Annotated in this window: 1 protein-coding gene; it reads right to left on the bottom strand. The window is 69.6% G+C overall.

Translation table 11 applies throughout. The features are described from left to right. Positions 1-46 precede the first annotated feature (46 nt). A partial coding sequence (locus tag AC1RPY_RS08150; protein WP_481763180.1) for a hypothetical protein occupies positions 47-240 on the bottom strand: 194 nt, incomplete at its 5' end.

Genomic DNA, 240 nt, shown 5'->3' with positions numbered 1-240 from the left:
ACGCAACACGGTGGAGATTCGGTTCAGGGTGTAACTGTCCCCCTGTTCACCACCCCAGCGACCCCGGCACCCCCTTGAACGGCCCGACCACGGCCCTCGTGATCCACCCCCCGTAGAACCCGCCGGGCTGCGGGGTGACGACCTCGCCGTCGACCGTGCACTCGTCCATCTGCTGCGCGTAGACGGCGACGCGGTCCCGGAGGGGCTCGAAGCCGGGCGACGGATGCGGGTAGTTCCAGG

This window comes from Dellaglioa sp. CoH-56-MRSF-12, from assembly GCF_056782075.1.
Note: the sequence above shows the minus strand (reverse complement) of the source record. Positions and strands in the feature narration are given on the sequence as shown.